Consider the following 23,639-nt stretch of genomic DNA (forward strand, 5'->3'; position numbering starts at 1 on the left):
TCTGGCGTTGATTTTTGGCACGCTGTTGAGTTCTCAAGGAACGGACGCTTCCTTTGTACTCACCCTCTCGGGCTTTCCTCCGGGCGCTTCCCTTCGGTCCTGCTGTCTTGCTTTGTTCTTGCGTTTCCGACTCTATCAGACCGTTTCCCGATCCGATTTCCTCGGTGCTTTCCAGGTTCCCGCTCTCGCGTTTCCCTTTCCGGCGGTCCAAACACTATCAGCGTTTTTCCGTCTCTCTGACCACGGTTCTGCGGACATGCAGAACCAGACCCCGAGATAGGATCTGACAAGTTGGGTGCTGCCAGGCAACGTCGCTTGGTCGCGTCGCTCAGCCTCAAGCAGGAGTACGACTCTACATGGGGGTTTGGAGCGCGCGCAAATCGTTTGCGTGGTGTTCTAGGGCCGCCAACCGGGACCTCTCATGCGGAACCGGTAGTTCGTATGACATACCCTGCTCAACAGTGCGCCGTCCGGTACAGGCAGTGACGGCCCATATGAATCTCCACCCCTGGGAGGCTTCCCATGACCATCGTGACGTCCCCGCTTGCAGGACGCACCATCGGACTCGCCGCGGTACCGGATCCCGTCTTCTCCGGAGCGATGGTAGGCCCCGGCACGGCGATCGACCCCGTGCGTGAGCCCGGGGAGGCTGTCTCCCCCGTTGACGGAGTGATCGTCTCGCTTCACCCGCATGCCTTTGTCGTCGTCGACGCTGAGGGCCACGGCGTACTCACGCACCTGGGCATCGACACAGTTCAGCTCAATGGCGAGGGCTTCGAACTCCTCGTCAACAAGGGTGACACCGTGACGCGCGGTCAGGCCGTCGTGCGCTGGAACCCGGCTGCCGTCGAGGTGGCCGGCAAGTCCCCGATCTGCCCGATCGTGGCGCTCGAGGCGACGGCCGACTCCCTCTCCGATCTCCGCGAGGACGGCGATGTGAAGGCCGGCGACGCCCTTTTCAGCTGGCAGTGACATCAACAGCGCTGCTGTCACAGACGGCAGGCTCGAAAACCACCGCGGCGGCGGGACGCGCCGCACTACCGGAGACGGGTGAGATGGAGACAACGCTGCGAGGCGTCGGCGTGAGCCACGGTGTGGCGATCGGCGAGGTTCGGCACATGGGAACGGCGGTGCTTGAGCCGCCTGCCAAGCAGATCCCGGCGCAGGACGCGGAGCGCGAACAGGGGCGCGCCCGCCAGGCCGTCGAGGCTGTGGCGGCCGATCTGATGGCGCGCGGCAATCTGGCGGGGGGCGAGGCCCAGGCGGTGCTCGAGGCGCAGGCCATGATGGCCCAGGACCCCGAGCTGATGGCGGACGTGGATCGGCGTATCGCGGTCGGTAGCACGGCCGAGCGTGCCGTCTATGACGCGTTCGCCTCGTATCGCGCGCTGCTGGCGGGTGCCGGTGAGTATCTCGCCGGTCGTGTGGCCGACCTCGACGATGTGCGGAATCGTATCGTCGCCCGACTGCTCGGGGTGCCCATGCCGGGCGTCCCGGACAGCGACGAGCCGTACGTCCTTATTGCTCGTGACCTTGCGCCCGCGGACACGGCGCTGCTCGACCCCACCCTCGTCCTCGGCTTCGTCACCGAGGAGGGCGGGCCGACCAGCCACAGCGCGATCCTGGCTCGGGCGCTCGGAGTGCCCGCCGTTGTCGCGCTCCCCGGCGCCGGAGAGCTCGCCGAAGGCACGGTGATCGCCGTGGACGGCAGCACCGGCGAGATCTTCGTGGAGCCGAGCGCCGAGAAGCGGGCGCAGCTGGAGGCCGCGGCGGCCGAGCGGAAGGCGTCGCTGTCGGCCTCGACCGGACCGGGTGCCACCTCGGACGGACACAAGGTGCCGCTGCTGGCCAATGTCGGCGGTCCCGCCGATGTGCCGGCCGCCGTCGAGGCCGGGGCCGAGGGTGTCGGTCTGTTCCGTACCGAGTTCCTCTTCCTGGACGACAGCAAGCAGGCGCCGTCCGAGGAGAAGCAGGTCGAGGCGTACCGGCAGGTGCTGGAGGCGTTCCCCGAGGGGCGTGTCGTGGTGCGCGTGCTGGACGCGGGCGCGGACAAACCCCTGGAGTTCCTTACTCCGGCCGACGAGCCGAACCCAGCACTGGGTGTACGGGGTCTGCGCACCCTGCTCGACCATCCCGATGTCCTGCGTACGCAGCTGACGGCGCTCGCGAAGGCCGCGGAGGGGCTGCCGGTCTACCTCGAGGTCATGGCGCCGATGGTCGCCGACCGCATCGACGCCAAGGCGTTCGCGGACGCGTGCCGTGCCGCCGGGCTGAAGGCGAAGTTCGGCGCGATGGTGGAGATTCCGTCGGCCGCGCTGCGGGCTCGCTCGATTCTCCAGGAGGTCGAGTTCCTGTCACTGGGGACCAACGACCTCGCGCAGTACACCTTCGCCGCCGACCGGCAGGTGGGTGCGGTGTCCCGACTGCAGGACCCGTGGCAGCCCGCGCTGCTCGACCTGGTCGCCGTGTCCGCCGAGGCGGCGAAGGCCGAGGGCAAGAGCTGTGGTGTCTGCGGTGAGGCCGCGTCCGATCCGCTGCTCGCGTGTGTGCTGACCGGTCTGGGGGTCACCTCCCTGTCGATGGGTGCAGCGTCGATTCCTTATGTCCGGGCGACGCTGGCCAAGTACACGCTGGCGCAGTGCGAGCGTGCCGCCGCGGCGGCACGTGCCACGGACACGGCCGACGAGGCTCGCACGGCGGCCCAGGCGGTGCTGTCCGGCGAGTAGCCGGGACCATTCGTCGAGCGGCGGTTGCTCAGGGGCGCTCCACCTTCGGGTTGGGCGCCCCTTCGCGTTCAGTGCGTATGGCGTGTCGCCTCGTCTCCGCTTCCGAGGTCGGGTGGTACGCAGTAGTCGACGCCTGACTCCGGGGAGACCAGGTCTCCGGATACGACATCGGTGCAGTAGGCGTCGAATACCTCGCCTGCGGTGAGGGGTTCCAGGCCTTCCCCGCGCAGCCGCCATCCGTAGACGCGGTCGCTCGTGTCCGGGGCGGTGGTGCGCATGACGAGTCCTCCGGCGCTGCCGGTGGCAAGGCCCAGGGCCAGGACGGTGGTGAATTCGAGGGCTTCCGCCTCGTCGAGGCGAGTGGTGCCCTCGGCGTCGTCGTCGGCCCGCAGCACCGCGACGAGTGTTTCGGGTGCCGCGGAGACGCTGCACACGAGATGGCGCTCGCCGGGGCTCGCGGTCTCGAGGACGCGGGTGATCAGGTGGGAGGCGCGGGCGAAGGACGCCCGTCCGATGTCCTCTCCGCAGGAAGCGCAGTTGCCGATGCGGGCCAGGAGTGTGGTCGCGTACTCCCAGGTCGCTTTGCGAACGGCTTCGTCGACGAGGTCGGGGACGAGTTCGGCGAGGGGCTGTCCCTCGTACGGAACGGTGGGGCCGGTGGCGGCGAGTTCGGCGGTGAAACGTGTGCGGCTGGCGGCGGTGTCGGGTTCCAGGCCGTTGTGGGCGCAGAACTCCGCGTACTCCTCGGGGTCGAAGAGCGCGACCGTGGTGTGGCTGCCTTGGGCTGCCAGGGTCCTGAGCAGGGATTCCACCTGCTGGAGGTAGGTCGTGTGGTCGTTGAACGTGAAGGTGCGGTAGCGCCGCATCACCGTGAAGTCGTGCTCGTCGGTCAGCAGACCGATGGTGCCGGCGATTTCGCGGCGCAGGACGCGTCGCATGGTCTGGTGCTCGGTGTGCGCCATGTTTCCCCCTGTGCGCAGTCGATCAATGCTCACTCACAGTAACTGGCGGCACTGACAACGTGGTGCGGGAGAGCTGGTCGCGCACCAGTCGGTGCTGAAACACGCAGGTCACGGCGATGGTCGTGCCGAAGAACGTCCAGCCGAGGGGGCCGGTCGCAATGGCCGCGGTGACGGTGAGTGGTCCAATGCTGCGTTGGCAGGACTGCGCCAGTCCATGGACGCCGAGGTAGGCGCCCTGGGCCGTCCCGGGCGCGAGGGCGACGGAGAGTTCCCAGGAGACGGTGGCGTGCAGCATCTCCGCCACGGTGAAGGCGACGGCTGAGGTCGTGAGGAAGAGCGTGGTGGTGAAGGCTCCGCCCGTGGCCGAGAGCGCCATGGCGACGCCACCGAGAGCGAAGGCGGCGGACAGGGGGAGCAACAGGGAGCGCGCGGCAGCCGTCGTGGCGCCGAAGCGGGCCAGCGGGACCTGAAGGGCCACGACCATCAGGTTGTTGAGGACCATGAGCAACGGCGCGAGGCCGTGGGGGGCTTGGTCGGAGTGGGCGATCCAGAGCGGCAGGCCGACCTTGAACACGGCGTCGTCGAGGCAGAGGACGGTCTCGGTGGCTACGTACGCGAGATAGCCGCGGTCGCGCCAGGGGTTGGCCGGCCTGGTGGTGGGGGCCGGGTCCTTGGACGTGGCGATCGTGCGTGCGGGGGACGGCGGTTCGGCGCAGCGCACGGTGAGGAGGGCGGCGGCGACGAAGGACAGCGCGTCTCCTGTCAGGAGCCACTGGTAGGCGGTGGTGGTGCCGATGGTGAGAGCGGCCGCTGCGGTGAGGCCGCCCAGGGCCCATCCGGCATTGGCGACGGTTCTGGTGACGGCCTGGTAGCGGACGCGGTCGGGTCCGGAGACGCGGGTGGCGTACAGCTTGGTGAGGACGTTGGCGGCCCGGTCGCCGAAGCTGCCGGCGGCCGAGAAGGCCAGCAGCAGGGCGTAGTTGTCGGTGGTGAGCAGTGCGAGGGAGGCCAGGGCTCGCAGGATCTGCAGGGAGATCAGGACGCGGGTGAGGGGCAGGCGGTCGGCGATGCGGCCGCCGAGCGGTGCGCCGGCGATGCCGATCGCCCCCGAGACCGCGGCGAGGGTGCCGACCTGTGCCACGGACAGGCCGGTGACGTAGGTGAAGTACAGGACCGAGACGGCTGCCCACAGGCCGCTGCCGGTCCGGTCGACGAGGGCGATCCAGAGCATTCTTCGGCCGTCGGGGCCTCCTGGAATGCGTGTCGACCATGCGGCTGTGCGGCTGATCGGACCCACCGTTCCCCCTTGCTTCCATTTATGTATTGATACATACTTGGTAACGTGGCAACACAATATGGGATCAGTGGCGCGACGGCCAAGGGAATTGCCTCGTCCGTCGAACGCGGCGTGGCCGAAGGCGCGTTGGGGCCGGGAACGGCGCTGCCTCCGGTACGCAGGCTTGCCGACGAGCTCGGGGTGAGCCCGGGGACGGTCGCTACGGCGTACAAGGAACTGCGGCGGCGTGGGATCGTCGTGACGCACGGGCGGGGCGGGACCGTGGTCGCCCCGGCTCCCGCGGTGGCGTCACGGCGACCACCGAAGGTACCGGACGGGCTGCGGGACCTGGCGGGTGGCCATCCCGACCCTCGGCTGCTTCCGCACCTGGTGCCGCCCTCGCGGCTCTCCCCCGGCGCGCGGTCGCACCGCAGCATGCCGCGTCTGGCGCGGTTGGAGGACGCCGTGCGCGACTGGCTGCGACCGGACGGGGTGCCGACGGAACACGTGACCTTCGCGCACGGCGCGCTCGATCTGATCGGGCGGCTGCTGTCGGTGGAGTTGCGTCCCGGTGACGCCGTCGCCATGGAAGACCCCGGTTATCACCATCTGCTGGACCTGGTCACGGCTCTGGGGCTGCGTACGGTCCCGGTCGCCGTGGACGACCAGGGGATGCGACCCGAAGCCTTGCGAGAAGCGCTACGGGCCGGCGCGCGAGCGGTGGTGTGCAGTCCACGGGCGCAGAATCCGTACGGCGGTCGCTTCTCGGCGGAGCGCCGGGACGCTCTGGTCGCCGTGCTCCAGGAAGAGCCCGATGTGCTCGTGGTGGAGAACGACCATGCGTCGGCCGTCGCCGACGCGCCTCTTCATGCTCTGGCCGCGGGCGGCCTTGCGCGCTGGGTGCATGTGCGGACCGTGAGCAAGTTCCTGGGGACGGACCTGCGGTGGGCGGCTGCGGCCTGCGATCCGATCACACTGGCCCGGCACGACGGGCGGATGCTGCTCACCTCCGGCTGGGTCAGCCACCTGCTCCAGGAGACGGTGTACGGGCTGATGACGGACGATGACACGCGCGCGTTGGTCGCCCGCGCACAGGACACGTACGCGCTGCGGCGGAACGCACTCCGACACGAACTCGCGGAACGCGGGATCCCGTCCCATTCCGTGAGCGGAATGAATGTCTGGGTACCGGTCCGGGACGAGTCGGCCGTCGTCAATGGACTGCGGTCCTACGGGTGGTGGGTCGCGGCGGGTGCGCGGTTCAGGATCGCTTCCGCGCCCGGTGTACGGATCTCGGTCGCGGAACTCGAACCCTCCGACGCGATGCGCCTGGCCTCGGACTTCGCTGTCGTGCTCGGCGAGTCCGAGGCCACCTACGGAGGTTGATCAACCGCGTTCGCGGGCCAGCTCTTCGTAGAAGTGCAGCAACTCGACGTTGTCCACGGAGCCGATGTTGACCGCTTTCTCCAAAGGGGCTCCCTGGAGGAGGCGCTTGACCGGAACCTCGATGCGTTTACCCGTGAGGGTGTGCGGGACGCCGGGCACCTCGATGATCTCGTCGGGGACGTGACGCGGGGAGAGCTGTTCGCGGATGGTCTGCTTGATGCGGTTCAGGAGGGCCTCGTCGAGCGCGGCTCCGGGGGCGAGGTGGACGAAGAGGGGCATCCAGTAGCCGCCGTCGGGCTGTTCGACACCGATGACGAGCGACTCCTTGATCTCAGGGAGGCGTTCTACGGCTTCGTAGATGTCGGCCGACCCCATGCGCACGCCCTGGCGGTTGAGCGTCGAGTCCGAGCGGCCGTGGATGACGACGGAACCGCGCGAGGTGAGGGTGATCCAGTCACCGTGGCGCCACACACCGGGATACGTGTCGAAGTAGCTGTCGTGGTAGCGGCTACCGTCAGGATCGTTCCAGAAGCGGATGGGCATGGACGGCATCGGGTTGGTGACCACCAGCTCACCGACTTCGTCGGTGAGGGGCTTGCCGCCGGGGTCCCAGGACTGGAGGTCGGTGCCGAGGCCGGGGGCCTGGAGTTCCCCGATGTACACCGGCAGCGTCGGCACCGCTCCCGCGAAGCAGGAGCACACGTCCGTGCCACCGCTGACGGAGGCGATCCACAGATCGTCGCGGACCTCGTCGTGCAGCCAGCGGAAACCGTCGGGCGGCAGGGGCGAGCCGGTCGTCGCGACGCACTGCACGCGCGTGAGGTCGAAGTCCTGGGAGGGGTGGACGCCCGCCTTTCGGCACGCCATCACATACGCGGCGGACGTGCCGAAGAGGGTCGCTCCCGTGCGTTCGGCGATCCGCCACTGGGCGCCCGTGTCCGGGTATCCGGGGCTGCCGTCGTAGAGGACGATCGTGGTGCCCGTGAGGAGGCCGGAGACGAGGAAGTTCCACATCATCCAGCCGGTGGACGTGTACCAGAAGAAGCGGTCCTCGGGGCCGAGGTCGCAGTGCAGGCCCAGTTGCTTGAGGTGCTCGACGAGGATGCCGCCCTGGGACTGGACGATGGCCTTGGGGAGGCCGGTCGTGCCGGAGGAGTACAGCACCCACAAAGGGTGCTCGAAAGGGACCTGTTCGAAGACGGGCGCCACGTCCGCCGAGGTCAGCTCGGACCAGTCCAGGGCGCCTTCGGGGGCTTCGGTGCCGAGCAGCGGGATGTGGACGACGGCGCGCAGGGTCGGCAGTTCGCGGCGCAGTTCGGCGACCACGTCCCGGCGGTCGTGCTCCTTGCCGCCGTAGCGGTAGCCGTCGACCGTGAAGAGCACGACGGGTTCGACCTGCTGGAAGCGGTCGAGGACGCTGCGCGCGCCGAAATCGGGGGCACAGGACGTCCACACGGCCCCTACGGCAGCCGTCGCGAGCAGGGCGGCCACGGCCTGCGGAATGTTCGGGAGATAGCCGCTGACGCGGTCTCCCGGGCGTACCCCGAGGGCGCGCAGCTCGGCGGCCAGGGAGCCGACCTGACGGCGCAGCTCGGACCAGCTCACCGGGGTCGCCTCGTGGGTCTCGTCGACGTACAGGAGCGCTGGTTCGTCCGTGCGGGTCTCGGCCGCGCGCAGGGCATGCTCGGCGTAGTTCAGGGTCGCCCCGGGGAACCATTCGGCACCGGGCATCGAGCGGTCGCCGAGCACGCGCGCGTAGGGGGTCGAAAACCGTACGTCGAACCACTCGGTGACGGCCTTCCAGAACGTGTCCAGTTCCCGTACCGACCAGCTGTGCAGTGCCGGGTAGCCGCCCTCGGACGGGGCTCCGTGGTGCTCGGCCGCCCAGGCCTGGAACTTCGTGACCTGCGCCTGAGTGATGCGCCCTGGGTCGGGCTGCCAGAGCGCTGAGGGGTTCGCGGTGGACATGAATCGGCTCCCGGACTGTGTGCGTCGGTCGCGTACGAGCTGGGGTGTGCGCGTCACGCGGCTGACACGGACGATGCCATGTGATCGACTTCCGCACCAGGGTGTGCCACAGATGGTCGTCCACGTGAAGATGTGCCCCCACTGCGGGTGAACGGCAGTTGAACGACTCACTCATTTGGCGCAGGCAATGGCAGGGTGAGCAGCATGGACGGTCGTGACCTGGTGCGTTCGGTGAAGACGGTCGGTTCGACGGGGGCGGCCCAGGGCTTGCGTACCGTGCGGGCCGCATGGCGAAGGAGGCGTGCCGACGCCGCTGGGTTGCCGCAGCGGGGGGCCGAGCGCGCGCGGGTGCCCGGCCCGGTGGAGGGGGTGGAGCCGACGCCCGGGGGTGGGGTCGTCCGGTTCACGCGGTCCGAGCTGCGGATCATGGTCGCGGTGAGCGGGGCGGTGTTCTGGGGCTGGGACGGTGCCGGTCCGGAGCCGTCCTACGCGCTCGCGGGCCGTTGCCCGGAGCCGGACCCGCGGGCGGTCCTGGAGCCCGACAAGGACGGCGGCTGGCGGGTGGTGGCCGAACGGGTGACGGTCGTCGTCTCGCGGCACGGCGCCGTCGAGGTGCGAACCCCTGGTGGTGTGATCCTGCGCCGCGATCTGCCGCCCCGTTGGTGGGAGCCGGTCGACGGGGGCGGCGCGCGCTGGATGCAGCGCTCGGAAGTGGCCGCCGACGCTCGGTTCTTCGGCCTGGGCGGGCGCGCGGCCGGTCCCAGGCTGCGCGACGGGACGTACCGGCTGTGGAACACGGATCCCGGGCACGCCTTCGCGCCGGGCGACGATCCGCTGTACATCACGATGCCCGTGCAGATGGTGGTCTCCGACGCGGGCACGCATCTCGTGTTCCACGACACCTCCTGGGACGGCACGGTGAACCTGCGCGAGGGAGAGGAAGGCGCGGGGTCGGGGCACGACCGGGCGGGAACGTGCGAGCTGCGGATGGACGGCGGCCCGCTGCGCTGCTGGATGATGGTGGGCACCCCCGCGCGCGTGCTGCATGCCTGGGCCTCGCTCACCGGGGCGCCCGCGCTGCCGCCCGCATGGGCTCTGGGGCACCATCACGCCCGCTGGGGCTTCGGCAGCGAGCAGGAGGTGCGGCGGATCGTCGCGGGCTATCAGGAGCGCGGTCTGCCCCTCGACGCGGTCCACCTGGACATCGATCACTACGACGCCCACCAGGTGTTCACGGTGGACCGGGAGCGCTTCGCGAAGCTGCCGGTGCTCGCCGAGGAACTGCGCCGCGACGGCATCCGGCTGGTGTCGATCGTCGACCCGGCGGTCAAGGCCGAGCCGGGCAACGCGGTGTACGACAGTGGTCTCGCCGAGGACGCCTTCGTACGGGATGTCTCGGGCCGGCTCGTGCGGGGCGTCGTATGGCCCGGGGAGTCGGTCTATCCGGACTTCACGCACGCGCGTGTGCGGGAGTGGTGGGGCGGCCTCTACCAGGAGCGGCTGGCGCAGGGGTTCGCGGGATTCTGGCACGACATGAACGAGCCCACGTCGTTCACGGCGTTCGGGGAGTCGACGCTGCCGAGGTCGGCTCGGCACTCCCTGGAGGGACGCGGCGGCGACCATCGTGAGGCGCACAACGTGTACGCCCTGGGCATGGCCCGAGCCGCGTACGAGGGCCTGCGCGAGCTGGATCCCCAGGAGCGGCCGTTCCTCTTCTCGCGCTCCGGATGGGCCGGAATGCAGCGCTACGGAGGGACCTGGTCCGGAGACGTGGCCACAGGCTGGCCCGGGCTGCGGGCCTCGTTGTCACTGGTGATGGGGCTCGGGCTGTGCGGGGTTCCGTACTCGGGTCCCGACGTGGGCGGTTTCGACGGCAGCCCTTCTCCCGAGCTGTACCTGCGGTGGTTCCAGCTCGGCGCGTATCTGCCGCTGTTCCGTACGCACGCGAGTCTGCGGGCGGGTCGCCGGGAGCCCTGGGAGTTCGGTGACGACGTACTGGAGCACGCGCGCGTGGCGCTCGTCGAGCGGCGGCGGCTGCTCCCGTACTTCATGACGCTGGCGCTGCTGGCGCGCCGCACCGGCGCACCCTATGTGCGGCCCCTGTGGTGGGCGGCTCCGGAGGACCGGGCGCTCAGGGACTGCGAGGACGCCTTCATGCTGGGCGACTGCCTCCTTGTGGCACCGGTGCTGGACCACGGGGCCGACCGTCGTGCGGTGCAGCTGCCCCGAGGGCGCTGGTACGACACGGTCACCGAGAAGGCGTACGAGGGGCCGGCCCAGGTGTTGCTCGATGCCCCCTTGTCGCGGATTCCGGTGCTGGCGCGCGCGGGTGCCGTCGTGCCCGTCCGGGGCGGCGACGGCGGCCTGGAGCTGGAGGCGTGGGCTCCGGCGCGCGGGCGGGTCGGGGGCGGGCTCGCCGTGCCGGACCGCGGCGATGGCTGGGACGAGCCCGAGCTCGAACGCTATGTGACGCGTTGGGAGGGGCAGCAGGTGGTCGTGCGGCGGGACGGAGAGGGCGGACCGGGCAAGCCGGAGTATCCGGTCCGGGTGCGGGGCCTCGGTGCGCGATGACGGCCTCCGAGAACCCCGGGGGACCCCCTCGGACGTACCACCCTCAGACGTAGCGTCCCTCGAACCATGCGCGCGCCGCCAAGGTGTGCAGCGGGAAGGCGAGCTCGGCGGGCCGGCGCAGCAGGTGCCAGCCCTCGGTCTCGTCCGTGGCGGCGGACGGTGGCAGTTCGGCGGCCGGGCGCTCGGGCAGGAGCCCGAAGAGCAGCAGGTGACCGGCGGGAGAGCTCATCGCGTCGGCGAGCCGCACCTCGCGGCTCGCCACGTCGATTCCCGTCTCCTCCTTGAGTTCCCGGGCGACGGCGTGCCGCCAGTCCTCCCGGTGGTCGATGAACCCTCCGGGCAGCGCGATTCCCCCGCGCGCGGGGGCGATGGTCCGGGTGATGACGATCAGGGCTGCGCCCCTGTCGTCGTACACGGGTTGCAGGGCCACCGCGACCGGCAGCGGATTGCGGTAGGCCACGCCGCCACAGACGGCGCAGGTGCGGGGCCAGCCGGAGTTGCCTTCTCCGTAGGGTGCTCCGCAGCTCGAACAGTGAGAGTCGGGCGCGAAGTCGGCGGGTGGGTGCGGGGTTGCGGACACGCCGCGGACTGTAGCCGATCACTTCTCGCTCGTCTTCGGGTGCCTCATCAGGTGCGGGCCCGGATGCCTGTGGAAGTGCGTCTCGCGATGCGGTCCGCCCCGCCGTCACGGGGCGGACCGGCCCGGCTCAGGGGGACGAAGTGAGCGACTTCTTGGACACGGGGAAGTCGAAGTACGTGTCGGGGTAGGGCTCGGGCTTGTACGTGTAGTGCCACCACTCCTCGGCGAGGTTGACGAACCCGAGGTCTTCGAGGGTGCTCTTCAGGAGCAGCCGGTTGGCTCGCCGCAGGCCCTGGATGCGCGGGTCCAGCGTGTGGGCGAGGGTGTCGAAGCAGTCGAAGCCGGTACCCATGTCCACGGAGTTGTCCGGGAAGCGCTCGTCCTGGGGCGCGTAGCAGGGCACGAGGGGTTCTCCGGGGACGTACGGGCGGGTCGGCTTCGCCGGCAGCCGCACGATCGTGAGGTCCATCGTCGAGCCGCGGCTGTGTCCGGACTTCTCGGCGATGTAACCGTCCTCGAACAGACGGGTCTTGTCGACCTGCGGATAGAACTCGGGCTTCATCGCCTGGTCGTCGAGGTCCTCGGCCCAGCGCACGAAGTGATCGACGGCGCGTTGCGGCCGGTAGCAGTCGTACACCTTGAGGGTGTAGCCCTCGTGCAGGAGTGTGACCTGGGCCTTGTGGAGGGCTTCGGCGGCGGGCCGGGTCAGGATGCAGAACCGCTGCCGGTAACCGTCGATGCGCTCGCCCACGAAGTTGTGCGGCGTGAAGTAACGCATCTCCTGGATGATCGTCGGGTCCACGGATCCCAGGGCCACGAAGTCCTCGGGAGCCTTCGGCTCGGGTGTCGCCCGGGCGGTGGCGGAGGCGGCGGTCACGGCCAGTAAGGCGGCGAGCGTGGTCACCAGACCGCGTACGGCGGTGGAGAGTCGTGTCATGTCGCCTGCATCTATCAGGCGCGGGATCCGCCAGGGAAGGGATCGCGTGCGGTCGGGCACCATCGAGTGAGGGAACCACCGGCTTGCCCAACGGGCCCTGGAGCCGTACCGGGAGGTGCGGCCGGAACCACCCCCGTAGGCCCCGGCCGCACCTCCCGGTACTTCGACGCCCAGGAGGCGTCCACGGTTCTCTCCGTCGCGCTGCCCATTTCCCGATGCCCGTGGCACACTTCTGACGTTCCGTCAGATCCAGTGTCGTGGAGGGGTCTTGTCGCGTACACGTACACCCGTGGTCACCGGATGGTTCGCCGGGGACGGGGACGACTTCCGTCTCCTCGGCACGCGCTGCTCCGCGTGCGCCTCGATCTTCTTTCCCCGCGAGGACGTCTTCTGCCGGAATCCGGGGTGCCAGGGCGGTGAGCTGACCGAGGTACCGCTGTCCCGGCGCGGTCGCGTCTGGTCGTACACCGACAGCCGGTACCGGCCTCCGTCACCGTATGTGACCGATCCGGAACTCTCGTGGGAACCCTATGCGTTGATCGCTGTGGAGCTGGAATCCGAGCGGATCGTCGTACTCGGCCAGACGGTTCCCGGGATCACCGTCTCCGACCTGGCGGTGGGCATGGAGGTGGAGGTCGTCCCCGGTGTGCTGAACGAGGACGAGGAGACGACCTGGACGACGTGGCACTGGCGGCCGACGGGGGTGACGGCATGAAGAGCGTGTGGCGTACGGGGGTGACGGGATGAGCGGTGAGGTGGCGGTGCTCGGCGCGGGTATGCACCCGTGGGGCAAGTGGGGGCGCGGATTCGTCGAGTACGGGGTCGTGGCGGCGCGCGCTGCGCTGGCCGACGCGGGAATCGACTGGCGGGACGTCGGCTCGGTCGTGGGCGCGGACACCGTGCGCGCCGGCTATCCGGGGTACGTGGCGGGAGCGACGTTCGCCAAGGCGCTGGGCTGGCAGGGAGCGCGGGTCACGAGTGTGTACGCCGCGTGCGCGTCTGGTGCGCAGGCTCTCAACACGGCGCGGGCACAGATCCTTTCGGGCCTCGCGGACGTGGTCCTCGTGGTCGGCGCCGACGCGGCGCCCAAGGGATTCTTCCGTCCGGCGGGCGGGGACAGGCCGGACGATCCCGACTGGCTGCGGTTCCGGGTCCTCGGAGCGACGAATCCGACGTACTTCGGGCTGTATGCGCGGCGGCGGATGGCCGTGCACGGGGACACCCTGGAGGACTTCGCGCAGGTCAAGGTGAAGAACGCCGCCCTCGGGGCGCTGAATCCGAACGCGCGGTACCGCAAGAGGGTCACGGCCGAGGAGGTGGCGGGCTCCGCCGTCGTCGCCGACCCGTTGCGGCTGCTCGACATCTGCGCGACGTCCGACGGGGGCGCCGCCCTCGTGCTGTCGAGCATGGACTTCGCGCGACGGCACGGGGCGGCGGACCCCGTACGGATCCGCGCGGTGTCGACGGTGACACCGCGCTACCCCAACACCGTGCTGGATCTCCCGGACATCGCCACGGACTCCGCCGTCACGGTGGAACCCGCGGCCGGCACCTTCCGGGCCTCGATCGCGCGGGCGGCGTACGAGGAGGCGGGCATCGATCCCGAGGACCTCTCGCTCGCCGAGGTGTACGACCTGTCCACGGCCCTGGAATTGCAGTGGTACGAGGACCTGGGGCTGTGCGGGGAGGGCGAGGCCGCGAAGCTGCTGCGGGAGGGTGCCACGTCGCTGGGCGGGCGCATACCGGTGAACGTCAGCGGCGGACTGGCCTCCTTCGGAGAGGCCGTTCCGGCGCAGGCCATAGCCCAGGTCTGCGAGCTGACATGGCAGCTGCGCGGAGACGCGGGCGACCGGCAGGTCGCGAGCGCGCGTGTGGGGATCACCGCGAACCAGGGGTTATTCGGACACGGGTCGTCGGTCATCGCCGTCCGCTGAGTCGGCGGACGGTCGAATGCGCCGCGTTCAGGGGCGGCGTGCGCTGCGACGATCGCCGTCCACGGACGCTCGCCCGCGCGGCCGTCAGTACTCGGTGTGACGACCTCGGAATGCTGCGTGAACAGCTCGTGAATCGCGCCCGGGCGTGCGCGGGCGGGGCCAGTATGCTCCCGTGCCCTCCTGGACGGATACTGTCCGCTTCGCCTTCCAGCCGGTCGTCAACCTGACGACCGGAGGGGTTGCGGCGCTGGAGATACTCGCTCGTCCCGAATCCGGTGACATCCTGGCACAGGCCCGCCGCGACCCCGAACTCGACGGTCGGCTGGCGGCGTTGGCGATCCGCGCAGCGGCCCGCAGGGAGACGATGCTGCCGCTGCACGTGAATGTCTTCGCCGGGACACTGGCCGATCTCGGGCGGCTCGCGGCGCTGCGCGACGCCGTGCGCGAGGCCGGTCGGCTGCCGTGGGAGGTGACGATCGACATCGGTCCGCCGTACACCCACGTGCCGCACCACGCCCTGCTGGAGGCGGTGTCCATCGTGCGAAGCGAAGGCTTCCGGATCTGTGCGGACGGGGTGGGCGACGGCGACGTTCCCTTGCGGCTGCTCACGGACCTCGCGCCCGAGCTGGTGAAGCTCGATGTGTCCCTGCTGACGCGGCCTGCGGCGGTCCGGGCGATGCGGACGCTGTGCGAGCAGCTGGGCGCGCTGCTGTCCGTGGAGGGCGTCGAGACGGAGCTGCAGTGCGCGGCCGCGGTGTCGGCGGGGGCGCAGTTGGCACAGGGCGATCTGTTCGCGCCGCCCGCTCGGCTGCCCGTCGCGGACGTATACGTTCCGGCCCTCTCCCCAGGCGTCGCGGCGGCCCCCCGGTCGGGTCCGTCGGTGCGGCAGTTCGTGCGGCCCGCCGCGCTGCTGCCCGCGACGGCGTCCGCGGGGCAGGTGCGGGCGCTGCTCACCGGATCGCCCGACGTGTCCGGTGTGCTGCTCGTGGACCCCTCCGGGATCCCGGTCCGTTCAGTGCACCGGTCACGGTTTCTGCTGTCGATGTCGGGGCCGTACGGGCATGCCCTGTACGCCGACCGGCCGGCCGCCAAGCTGGGTGATCCGCCGCGTACGGTCGGCGTCGACGCGACCGCGTGGGAGGTCCTCGACGTGGTGGCGGACGGCGAGCGGGACCGTACGTCGGACGATGTCGCGGTCGTCGATCACTACGGGCGGTGCGTGGGGGTCGTACGCCTGGCCGATCTCGTACGAGCGCTCTCCGAGAGCCGGGTCGAGGAGGCGGCCGGGCTCAACCCGCTGACCAGGCTGCCCGGTTCGGACGCGATCACCGGCGAGGTGGACCGGCGGATCGCCGACGGCCGGACGTTCGTGCTCAGTTGGCTCGATGTCGACCACTTCAAGCAGGTCAACGACGGAGCGGGTTTCGCGGCGGGCGACGAGCTGATCCGGGCGGTCGGGCGGACGCTGCAGCACGCGGCTTCCGGGACGACCCGCGTGGGGCACATCGGCGGCGACGACTTCCTGGTGCTCGCCGATCCGGAGACTCTCGGCCCGCTGGCCGGCGCGGTACTTGACGCACCCTGGTCGGCGGGCGGACGTCCCGTCACCTTGTCGCTGGCCACGGTCCTGTGCGCGCCGGGCAGCGTGACCGACCACCGACAGGCGGCGGCCTGCCTGGCACCACTCAAGCAGGCCGCCAAGGCTCTGAGCGGGGCGAGTTGGGTACTGGGGCGGGCGGGACTGCCGGGACATGAGGTGCTGCGTGGTTCGGGGGCGGAGCGGGCACAGGCCGGTTGAGCGACGGACCAGGAGGCTTCTGAGCAACGGCCGTGCCGCCCGGGACCCCTGTGACGGGTGAGGGCGAAGGGACGGTCGGCCCGGGATCCGTGTCCCGAGCAGGCCCGTACCGCGCCCCGATCCCGGCTCGTTCGCGGCCCTCAACCGTTGCCGTCGGCGACCTTGACGCCCTCTGTGCTCCGGTGAACACTTCCGGATGTCAGTCGGCATCGCCGCATTCGGGCGTCTTCAGGCACCGCACCGCTCGGGTTCCCGACCTGTTCCCAAGGCCGGCCCCCACGGGCGATTCCGCTGCGACGGCACGCTCGTCACGGACGCCGGGCGGGGCGCGGGACCTCCCTGCCTTCGGCTGAAGTAGCCATGGGAAACGCACCCCGCACGGTGGCCCGGAGCGGACCGCTCCGGGCGAGGCCTAGGAGCCGCCATGAGCAACGGCGACATTTTTGTCGGCGAGTTGATCGGCACTGCGATTCTGATTCTGTTCGGCGCGGGGGTCTGCGCCGCGGTCACCCTCAACAAGTCCAAGGCGCAGGGCGCCGGCTGGGTCGTCATCGCGTTCGGATGGGGTTTCGGCGTGCTCGCCGGTGCCTACACCGCGGCGCCGCTGTCCGGCGGTCAGATCAACCCGGCCGTGACCATCGGTTTCGCCATCGAGGGCTCGACGAAGTGGGAGGACGTGCCCTTCTACATTCTGGGCCAGTTCGCGGGCGCCATCGTCGGCGCCGTGCTCTGCTGGCTGCTCTACCTCGGCCAGTTCAACCTGAATGCCGACGAGGACAAGGCCATCGAGACGCTGGGCATCTTCTCGACCCGGCCAGAAATCAACCATCCCGTGCAGAACCTCATCACCGAGACCATCGCCACCGTCGGCCTGATGCTGCCCATTCTGGCCATGGTCGGCGGCCACAAACACGTGGCGGGGATCGGCGACGCGGGACTGCCCGTCCAGCTCATCGCGTTCCTCGTGGTCGGTATCGGACTCTCGCTGGGCGGCCCCACCGGGTACGCCATCAACCCGGCCCGTGACCTGGGACCGCGCCTCGCCCACGCATTGCTGCCGATTCCCAACAAGGGCACCTCGGAGTGGAGTTACTCCTGGATCCCGGTGGTCGGCCCGATCGCCGGTGCCGCCATCGGGGCCGCGATCTACAACGCAGCCTTCTGACGAGAACGCAGCCTTCTCACGCAGCCTTCTGACGAAGAAGACGTAAGGGGACGTCATGACGGAGAACGCCGAGAAGTACGTCGCCGCAATCGACCAGGGCACCACCTCCAGCCGCTGCATCATCTTCGACCGGGGCGGCGCGATCGTCGCCGTCGACCAGCGCGAGCACCGCCAGATCTTCCCCAAGCCGGGCTGGGTGGAACACGACGCCACCGAGATCTGGTCCAAGGTGCAGGCGGTCGTCGCGGGAGCGATCGCCAAGGCGGGTCTGCGCGCCGACCAGCTGAGCGCGCTCGGCATCACCAACCAGCGCGAGACCACGGTCCTGTGGGACCGGGCCACCGGCAAGCCCGTGCACAACGCGATCGTCTGGCAGGACACCCGGACCTCGGCGCTCTGCAACCAGCTGGGCGGCACGGACGGCCAGGACCGCTTCCGCGAACAGACCGGCCTGCCGCTGGCCAGCTACTTCTCCGGCCCCAAGGCGGCCTGGCTGCTCGACAACGTGCCCGGGCTGCGCGCGCGTGCCGAGCGCGGTGAGATCGCCTTCGGCACCATCGACTCCTGGCTGATCTGGAACCTGACCGGCGGCACGGACGGCGGTCGGCACGTCACCGACGTCACCAACGCCGGGCGCACCATGCTGATGAACCTGGAGACCCTCCAGTGGGACCCGTCGATCCTCGCGGCGATGAACATCTCCGAGGCCGTGCTGCCCGAGATCAGGTCGTCGGCCGAGGTGTACGGCACCGCCGTGGGCCAGCTGGCGGGCGTCCCCGTCGCCTCGGCGCTCGGCGACCAGCAGGCAGCGGTCTTCGGACAGGCCTGCTACGACGTGGGCACCGCCAAGAACACGTACGGCACCGGCAGCTTCCTGCTGCTCAACACCGGCAACCGGCCCGTCCCCTCGAAGAACGGGCTGCTGACGACCATGGGCTACAAGATCGGCGGCGAGGCGCCCGTCTACTGCCTCGAAGGGTCGATCGCGATCACCGGCGCCCTGGTGCAGTGGTTCCGCGACCAGCTCGGCATCATCCGCAACGCCGACGAGATCGAGACGCTGGCCGCGAGCGTCGACGACAACGGCGGCGCGTACATCGTGCCCGCGTTCTCGGGCCTGTTCGCGCCCTACTGGCGCTCCGACGCGCGCGGTGTCGTCACCGGCCTCACCCGGTACGTCACCAAGGCACACCTCGCCCGCGCGGTTCTGGAGGCGACGAGCTGGCAGACCCGGGAGGTCGTCGACGCCATGTTCCAGGACTCCGGCGTGCAGATCACGACCCTGAAGGTGGACGGCGGCATGACCAAGAACAATCTGCTGATGCAGCACCAGGCGGATGTCCTTGGCGTGCCGGTGATCCGTCCCCGGGTGTCCGAGACGACATGTCTGGGGGCAGCCTACGCGGCAGGGCTCGCGACCGGTGTGTGGAACGACCTCGACGAGCTGAAGTCGCACTGGCAGAAGGACGTCGAGTGGACACCGTCCATGGAGGCCTCGGTGCGCGACCGTGAGTACCACAACTGGCGCAAGGCGGTGGAGAAGAGCTTCGGCTGGCACGAGGACGACGTCAGCTGAGACAGGGGTCCACACGCGCGTGCGTCTCGCGTGAGCCACACGCGCGTGCGGGACGGCGGCCCGTACCCCGGTCGGCGGGGGTACGGGCCGTATGCGCGGTTCGGACCGTATGCGCGGGTCAGGTGGTGACCGGTTCGCGTCGGTCGGCTCCGTAGGCCATCGCGTGCTGGACGACCTCGATGAGGACCTCCTTGGCCGACTCCCGGTCTCTGGCGTCACACAGCACGACCGGAACGTGGTCGTCGAGGTCGAGTGCCTGGCGGACCTCGTCGACCGGGTACCGGGCCGATCCCTCGAAGCAGTTGACGCCCATCACGAACGGTATGGAGCGCCGCTCGAAGTAGTCGACGGCGGCGAAACAGTCCTCCAGGCGGCGTGTGTCGGCGAGTACGACGGCGCCCAGGGAGCCGGAGGCGAGCTCGTCCCACAGGAACCAGAAGCGGTCCTGCCCGGGCGTCCCGAAGAGGTAGAGCACCAGGTCCTCGCGGAGCGTGATGCGGCCGAAGTCCATGGCGACGGTGGTGGTGTGCTTGCCCTCCACGCCGCTGGTGTCGTCGACCGGGCGGCCCGCCTCGGTGAGCACCTCCTCGGTGCGCAGCGGTTTGATCTCGCTGACCGCGCCGACCAGGGTCGTCTTGCCCACCCCGAAGCCACCGGCCACCAGGATCTTGAGCGTGACGGGCTCGACCGGGGGCTTGCCGCGCTCAGAACGCCCGAAGATCATCGATCTCTTCTCCTGCTTGATGGGGGTCGTGGGACGGTGGGCCGTAGCCCCCGCCGCCGGGGGTTTCGATGACAAGTACGTCGCCGGGGCCGACGTCGGCCGTATCACTTGCGCCAAGTTCCGTGACCGTGCCGTCCGCGCGCTCCACCCGGTTGGCGCCGAGCGCTCCGGGCTCGCCGCCGGCCATGCCGTAGGGCGGGACCCTGCGGTGCTGGGACAGTGTGGAGACGGTCATGGGCTGATGGAACCGGATGCGGCGCACGGCACCGTCCCCGCCGCTCCAGCGCCCGGCTCCGCCGCTGCCCGGCCGGACCGCGAACTCGTCGAGCTGGACCGGCAGTCGCCACTCCAGGATCTCGGGGTCGGTGAGCCGCGAGTTGGTCATGTGGGTCTGTACGACGGAGGCGCCGGGGAAGCCGTCGCCCGCGCCGGATCCGGAGGCCACGGTCTCGTAGTACTGGTAGCGCTCGTTGCCGAAGGTGACGTTGTTCATCGTTCCGGACCCCTCGGCCTGCACGCGCAGGGCTCCGTACAGTGCGCCGGTGATCGCCTGAGAGGTCTCCACATTGCCCGCGACCACGGCGGCGGGGGCCTCGGGAGCGAGCATCGAGCCACGCGGCACGACGATGTCGAGCGGGCGCAGGCAGCCGTCGTTGAGCGGGATGTCGTCGGCGACCAGGGTGCGGAAGACGTACAGGACGGCGGCGTTGACCACCGCGAAGGGTGCGTTGAAGTTGGTGTCGAGCTGCGGGGACGTACCCGTGAAGTCGACAGTGGCGGAGCGGTTTTCGCGGTCTACGCGGACCCGGACGCGGATGACCGCCCCGGAGTCGGTCTCGTAGGCGAACTCACCGTCTTCCAGGGCGTCGATGACGCGGCGTACGGCTTCCTCCGCGTTGTCCTGCACGTGCCGCATGTAGGCCTGGACGACATCGATGCCGAAGTTGCCGATCATACGGGCGACTTCGTCGACGCCCTTCTGGTTGGCGGCGATCTGGGCACGCAGGTCGGCGAGGTTGGTCTTCGGATTGCGTGAGGGGTAGGGCGCCTCGGTGAGCAGGCGAAGGGTCTCGGCCTCGCGGAAGCGGCCGTTCTCGGCGAGCAGCCAGTTGTCGAAGAGGATGCCCTCTTCCTCGATGGTGCGGCTGTTCGCGGGCATGGAGCCCGGGGCGATGCCGCCGATCTCGGCGTGGTGTCCGCGTGAGGCGACGTAGAACAGGATGTGCTCACCCTCCGTGTCGAAGACCGGGGTGATCACGGTGACGTCGGGGAGGTGGGTGCCTCCGTGGTACGGGTCGTTGACCGCGTACGTGTCACCCGGGCGCATGCTGTCTCCGCGTCGCCGGATGACCTCCTGCACGCTCGTGCCCATCGAGCCCAAGTGGACAGGGATGTGAGGGGCGTTGGCGACAAGACTGCCGTCGGGGTCGAAGAGCGCGCAGGAGAAGTCCAGGCGTTCTTTGATGTTGACCGACTGGGCCGTGGACTCCAGACGGGCACCCATCTGTTCGGCGATGGACATGAAGAGGTTGTTGAAGACCTCGAGGAGAACCGGGTCCGCGTCTGTGCCGAGATCGGAACTCTGCGTAACCGCCACGCGTTCCATGACCAGATGCCCGTCGTCGGTCGTCGCGGCCCGCCAGCCGTCGTCGACGACGGTGGTCGCGCTGGCCTCGGTGATGATCGCGGGGCCGGTGACCGTTTCACCGGGGGGCAGTTCCTCGCGGCGATGCAGGGGTACGTCGCGCCAGGCGCCGCCCGTGTGGAGGCTGACCGTCTCCGTCGCGCCTCGGGCGGACGAAGGGGTGGCGAGGGCCGAGAGATCGGGGGGGTCGGTGAGTCCGGTGGCTTCTACGGAGAGGGCTTCCACGACGACCGGCCGATCGAGGGTGAAGGAGTAGGTGGCGCGATGGCGTTCTTCGAAGGCGTGGGTCATGGTGTCGGGCTCGGTGAGCTCGACGGTGAGCGCCGTGTCCGTTCCGTCGTAGCGGAGTTGGGCGCGGCGGGTGACGCGGATGCGGTCCTCGGGCACGTCCTCGGCGAGGAGTTCGGCGCGGGTGGCGCCCTCCAGGTCGTCGGCGGTCTTGAGGATGCCGGGCATCGCGGAGACCTCAAGGGGTGCCTCCACGGACTGCTCGCGCATGGCCGTCGTGTCGGCGAGTCCGATGCCGAGGGCGGACAGGACGCCGGCCATGGGCGGGACGAGGACGGTGCGGATGCCGAGCGAGTCGGCGACCATGCACGCGTGCTGGCCGCCCGCGCCGCCGAAGGTGGTGAGCGCGTACCGGGTGACGTCGTGGCCCTTCTGGACCGAGATCCGCTTGACCGCGTTGGCGATGTTGGCCACGGCGATCTGCAGGTAACCCTCCGCCACCTGCTCCGGGGTGCGGTCGTCGCCGGTCTTCTCACGGATCTCGCGCGCGAGAGCGGCGAACCGGTCGCGGACGAGTGTGTCGTCGAGGGGCTGGTCGCCGTCGGGGCCGAACAGTTCGGGGAAGTGGGTGGGTTGGATGCGGCCGAGTGCGACGTTGGCGTCCGTGACGGTGAGTGGGCCGCCACCGCGGTAGCAGGCGGGGCCGGGGTCGGCGCCGGCCGAGTCGGGGCCCACCCGGTAGCGGGAGCCGTCGAAGTGGAGCACCGAGCCGCCACCCGCGGCGACAGTGTGGATGTCCAGCATCGGCGCCCGCAGCCGGACCCCGGCGATCCGAGTGGTGAAGACCCGCTCGTACTCGCCCGCGAAGTGGGAGACGTCCGTGGAGGTGCCGCCCATGTCGAAGCCGATGACACGGTCGAAACCGGCGAGCTGCGACATCCGGGCCATGCCGACGATGCCGCCCGCCGGGCCGGACAGGATGGCGTCCTTGCCGCGGAACTGACCCGCTTCGGCGAGGCCCCCGTTGGACTGCATGAACATCAGTCGCACGCCCTGGAGCTCATCGGCGACATGCTGGACGTAGCGGCGCAGCACGGGCGACAGGTAGGCGTCGACGACGGCTGTGTCACCGCGCGGGACGAGCTTCATCAGCGGGCTGACCTCGCTGGAGAGCGAGATCTGCGGGAAGCCGGTGTGTGCCGCCAGCTCGCCGACGGCCTCTTCATGAGCGGGGTGGAGGTGACTGTGCATGCAGACGACGGCGACGGCCCGGATCCCGGAGTCGTACGCCTCCTGGAGGGGCCCGGCGAGGGCGTCCAGGTCGGGGGCGCGCAGGACCGTGCCGTCGGCGGCGATCCGCTCGTCGACCTCGACCACGCGTTCGTACAGCAGCTCGGGCAGTTCGATCGCGCGGGCGAAGATGTGGGGGCGGTTCTGGTAGGCGATGCGCAGGGCGTCGCGGAAGCCTCGGGTGATGACGAGGAGGGTGCGCTCTCCCTTGCGTTCCAGGAGGGCGTTGGTGGCGACGGTGGTTCCCATGCGGACGGCGTCGATCCGCGCGCCGTGGGCGTCCTGGCCGCTGCCGAGGAGTTCACGGACACCCGCCACCGCCGCGTCGGCGTACCTCGCCCGGTTCTCGGACAGCAGTTTGTGCGTGAGCAGGCGGCCGTCCGGGCGCCGCGCGACGATGTCGGTGAAGGTGCCGCCTCGGTCGACCCAGAACTGCCAGCCTGTCACGTCTGTTCCCCGCTTCCGCCCAGCTCAGAGCGCCCGGAGGCCGCTGATCACGTCGCGCAGAATACTCTCGTCCGGCAGCTCGGCAGGGGGTACGGGACGTGTCACGTGGACCATTTCCTCGGTCACGAGGTCCCCGATGAGGACCCGGACCACTCCGATGGGCAGGTCGAGCTCGGCGGCGAGCTCGGCGACCGACTGGGGGGTGTCACGGCAGAGCTCGACGATGTCCACGTGTTCCGGGGACAGCGAATGGTCGGCCTCGGGGTCGTCCGCGTGGGGCTCCGTGACGACCACCGCGATCAGGTCGAGGCGATGCTGGGCCGGACTGGTGGTGCGCCCGCGTGTCATGGCATAAGGACGGACCACCGGTCCGGCGTCGTCGTCGAACCAGTGGCGTTTTCCCTGACCGTCTCCGCTCATGCCATC

General features: G+C 70.0%; 18 protein-coding genes. 10 read left to right on the forward strand and 8 right to left on the reverse strand.

Annotated elements, in window-relative coordinates; all coding sequences use genetic code 11:
- From ACFZDJ_RS20170 to ptsP, 3 genes are all read left to right on the forward strand, one after another.
- A partial coding sequence (locus ACFZDJ_RS20170) for a hypothetical protein (RefSeq protein WP_391060606.1) occupies positions 1-280 on the forward strand: 280 nt, incomplete at its 5' end.
- 242 nt (positions 281-522) lie between these two features.
- The gene (locus ACFZDJ_RS20175) at positions 523-972 is read left to right on the forward strand and encodes a PTS glucose transporter subunit IIA (protein WP_101406367.1); all 450 of its coding nucleotides are present in this window, start codon (positions 523-525) and stop codon (positions 970-972) included.
- A gap of 83 nt (positions 973-1,055) precedes the next feature.
- Complete coding sequence (ptsP, locus tag ACFZDJ_RS20180; protein WP_384918119.1) at positions 1,056-2,726, forward strand: phosphoenolpyruvate--protein phosphotransferase; 1,671 nt, start codon at positions 1,056-1,058, stop codon at positions 2,724-2,726.
- Positions 2,727-2,794: 68 nt separating this feature from the next.
- Here the strand turns inward: ptsP and ACFZDJ_RS20185 are convergent, their stop codons facing one another.
- Together ACFZDJ_RS20185 and ACFZDJ_RS20190 are read right to left on the reverse strand one after the other, a co-directional pair.
- Entirely contained in the window at positions 2,795-3,688 is an 894-nt protein-coding gene (locus tag ACFZDJ_RS20185; RefSeq protein WP_390936519.1) for a hypothetical protein, read from the reverse strand.
- A 22-nt stretch (positions 3,689-3,710) separates the two neighbouring features.
- A complete protein-coding gene (locus tag ACFZDJ_RS20190; RefSeq protein WP_391060609.1) occupies positions 3,711-4,919 on the reverse strand; it encodes an MFS transporter in 1,209 nt (402 codons plus the stop codon).
- Positions 4,920-5,030: 111 nt separating this feature from the next.
- On the opposite strand from ACFZDJ_RS20190, the gene ACFZDJ_RS20195 reads away from it, so the two are divergent.
- The gene (locus ACFZDJ_RS20195) at positions 5,031-6,350 is read left to right on the forward strand and encodes an aminotransferase class I/II-fold pyridoxal phosphate-dependent enzyme (RefSeq protein WP_390936521.1); all 1,320 of its coding nucleotides are present in this window, start codon (positions 5,031-5,033) and stop codon (positions 6,348-6,350) included.
- On the opposite strand, the gene ACFZDJ_RS20200 is transcribed toward ACFZDJ_RS20195, so the two are convergent.
- The gene (locus ACFZDJ_RS20200) at positions 6,351-8,318 is read right to left on the reverse strand and encodes an acetoacetate--CoA ligase (protein WP_391060611.1); all 1,968 of its coding nucleotides are present in this window, start codon (positions 8,316-8,318) and stop codon (positions 6,351-6,353) included.
- Between the two features lie 204 nt (positions 8,319-8,522).
- Between ACFZDJ_RS20200 and ACFZDJ_RS20205 the strand changes: the two genes are divergently transcribed.
- On the forward strand, positions 8,523-10,889 hold the full coding sequence (locus ACFZDJ_RS20205) for a TIM-barrel domain-containing protein (protein ID WP_390936525.1): 2,367 nt from the start codon (positions 8,523-8,525) through the stop codon (positions 10,887-10,889).
- Positions 10,890-10,932: 43 nt separating this feature from the next.
- Here ACFZDJ_RS20205 and ACFZDJ_RS20210 read toward each other — a convergent pair whose 3' ends face one another.
- Together ACFZDJ_RS20210 and ACFZDJ_RS20215 are read right to left on the reverse strand one after the other, a co-directional pair.
- Complete coding sequence (locus ACFZDJ_RS20210) at positions 10,933-11,469, reverse strand: NUDIX domain-containing protein (RefSeq protein ID WP_390936527.1); 537 nt, start codon at positions 11,467-11,469, stop codon at positions 10,933-10,935.
- Between the two features lie 127 nt (positions 11,470-11,596).
- Positions 11,597-12,406, reverse strand: a complete 810-nt coding sequence (locus ACFZDJ_RS20215) for a M15 family metallopeptidase (RefSeq protein ID WP_391060613.1) — start codon at positions 12,404-12,406, stop codon at positions 11,597-11,599.
- A gap of 289 nt (positions 12,407-12,695) precedes the next feature.
- Between ACFZDJ_RS20215 and ACFZDJ_RS20220 the strand changes: the two genes are divergently transcribed.
- The 5 genes from ACFZDJ_RS20220 (at position 12,696) to glpK (ending at position 18,879) form a co-directional block, all read left to right on the forward strand.
- Positions 12,696-13,121, forward strand: a complete 426-nt coding sequence (locus ACFZDJ_RS20220) for a zinc ribbon domain-containing protein (protein WP_391060967.1) — start codon at positions 12,696-12,698, stop codon at positions 13,119-13,121.
- 28 nt (positions 13,122-13,149) lie between these two features.
- The gene (locus tag ACFZDJ_RS20225) at positions 13,150-14,340 is read left to right on the forward strand and encodes a lipid-transfer protein (RefSeq protein ID WP_391060615.1); all 1,191 of its coding nucleotides are present in this window, start codon (positions 13,150-13,152) and stop codon (positions 14,338-14,340) included.
- 172 nt (positions 14,341-14,512) lie between these two features.
- Complete coding sequence (locus ACFZDJ_RS20230; protein WP_390936533.1) at positions 14,513-16,138, forward strand: EAL domain-containing protein; 1,626 nt, start codon at positions 14,513-14,515, stop codon at positions 16,136-16,138.
- 424 nt (positions 16,139-16,562) lie between these two features.
- Positions 16,563-17,303, forward strand: coding sequence for an MIP family channel protein (locus ACFZDJ_RS20235; protein WP_390936536.1), 741 nt, complete (start codon positions 16,563-16,565; stop codon positions 17,301-17,303).
- Positions 17,304-17,358: 55 nt separating this feature from the next.
- Positions 17,359-18,879: a glycerol kinase GlpK gene (glpK, locus tag ACFZDJ_RS20240; RefSeq protein WP_391060617.1), complete on the forward strand. Its 1,521-nt coding sequence runs from the start codon at positions 17,359-17,361 to the stop codon at positions 18,877-18,879.
- Between the two features lie 118 nt (positions 18,880-18,997).
- Here glpK and ACFZDJ_RS20245 read toward each other — a convergent pair whose 3' ends face one another.
- The 3 genes from ACFZDJ_RS20245 to ACFZDJ_RS20255 are packed head-to-tail and all read right to left on the reverse strand — an operon-like array spanning position 18,998 to position 23,633.
- Entirely contained in the window at positions 18,998-19,603 is a 606-nt protein-coding gene (locus ACFZDJ_RS20245; protein ID WP_384918085.1) for an ATP/GTP-binding protein, read from the reverse strand.
- Positions 19,584-23,213 carry a hydantoinase B/oxoprolinase family protein gene (locus ACFZDJ_RS20250; RefSeq protein ID WP_391060619.1) on the reverse strand — a complete coding sequence of 1,210 codons (3,630 nt, stop codon included), beginning with the start codon at positions 23,211-23,213 and terminating at the stop codon, positions 19,584-19,586. Before ACFZDJ_RS20250 ends, ACFZDJ_RS20245 begins: the two co-directional genes overlap by 20 nt.
- A gap of 24 nt (positions 23,214-23,237) precedes the next feature.
- Positions 23,238-23,633 (reverse strand): DUF742 domain-containing protein, encoded by a 396-nt coding sequence (locus ACFZDJ_RS20255; protein WP_054237191.1) that lies wholly within the window; start codon positions 23,631-23,633, stop codon positions 23,238-23,240.
- Positions 23,634-23,639: the final 6 nt, after the last annotated feature.

It is taken from the genome of Streptomyces sp. NPDC007896, from assembly GCF_042959425.1.
Lineage (GTDB): Bacteria > Actinomycetota > Actinomycetes > Streptomycetales > Streptomycetaceae > Streptomyces.

Coding starts and splice junctions, on each gene's coding strand:
- ACFZDJ_RS20175 (WP_101406367.1), top strand. CDS start 523: ATGACCATCGTGACGTCCCCGCTTGCAGGACGCACCATCGGACTCGCC.
- ptsP (WP_384918119.1), top strand. CDS start 1,056: ATGGAGACAACGCTGCGAGGCGTCGGCGTGAGCCACGGTGTGGCGATC.
- ACFZDJ_RS20185 (WP_390936519.1), bottom strand. CDS start 3,688: ATGGCGCACACCGAGCACCAGACCATGCGACGCGTCCTGCGCCGCGAA.
- ACFZDJ_RS20190 (WP_391060609.1), bottom strand. CDS start 4,919: ATGCTCTGGATCGCCCTCGTCGACCGGACCGGCAGCGGCCTGTGGGCA.
- ACFZDJ_RS20200 (WP_391060611.1), bottom strand. CDS start 8,318: ATGTCCACCGCGAACCCCTCAGCGCTCTGGCAGCCCGACCCAGGGCGC.
- ACFZDJ_RS20205 (WP_390936525.1), top strand. CDS start 8,523: ATGGACGGTCGTGACCTGGTGCGTTCGGTGAAGACGGTCGGTTCGACG.
- ACFZDJ_RS20215 (WP_391060613.1), bottom strand. CDS start 12,406: ATGACACGACTCTCCACCGCCGTACGCGGTCTGGTGACCACGCTCGCC.
- ACFZDJ_RS20225 (WP_391060615.1), top strand. CDS start 13,150: ATGAGCGGTGAGGTGGCGGTGCTCGGCGCGGGTATGCACCCGTGGGGC.
- ACFZDJ_RS20235 (WP_390936536.1), top strand. CDS start 16,563: ATGAGCAACGGCGACATTTTTGTCGGCGAGTTGATCGGCACTGCGATT.
- glpK (WP_391060617.1), top strand. CDS start 17,359: ATGACGGAGAACGCCGAGAAGTACGTCGCCGCAATCGACCAGGGCACC.
- ACFZDJ_RS20245 (WP_384918085.1), bottom strand. CDS start 19,603: ATGATCTTCGGGCGTTCTGAGCGCGGCAAGCCCCCGGTCGAGCCCGTC.
- ACFZDJ_RS20255 (WP_054237191.1), bottom strand. CDS start 23,633: ATGAGCGGAGACGGTCAGGGAAAACGCCACTGGTTCGACGACGACGCC.